General features: G+C 41.0%; 1 pseudogene. It reads right to left on the reverse strand.

From position 1 onward, the window contains the following. Positions 1-194 precede the first annotated feature (194 nt). Positions 195-441 (reverse strand): annotated as a pseudogene (locus QP439_RS08995) (Rep family protein); the annotation flags it as partial.

Here is a 441-nt window from a genome sequence, read left to right on the forward strand (position 1 = left end):
ACTAGGCGATAGGTCGAGTCGACAAGTCTATTACTCGACCTTTTCTGTTACTCTTTTGTCAAAAGAGTAACGTTTATGCTGTTTTGACAAACCTAGCGGTTCGTCAAAACGCAAACGCTCCTCCGAGGGACTCTTGCAGAGAGCAAATTCGTGCGAATGAACGCACGAAAAAATCCGACCTCACGGATCGGATTTTATTTATCTTCACTCAAAATTTCCCCAGTCTCAAAATCATAATTTTTCGGCTTATGACGGTTCGAACGAAGATATGCCACCAAAAAAATTGTCTGACTTCTAACCGTCGGAAACCAGTCATCAAATTTTTCTGTCACAGCATAATCAACCAAATCAGCATATTCAGAACAATTTGTCTCGGAAATCCACGCTACAATCTCCTGCAAAATAACGTCAGTATCTACGCCAATATCCGTCAAATATTGC

The organism is Streptococcus sp. UMB1203, assembly GCF_030217725.1.
GTDB lineage: Bacteria > Bacillota > Bacilli > Lactobacillales > Streptococcaceae > Streptococcus.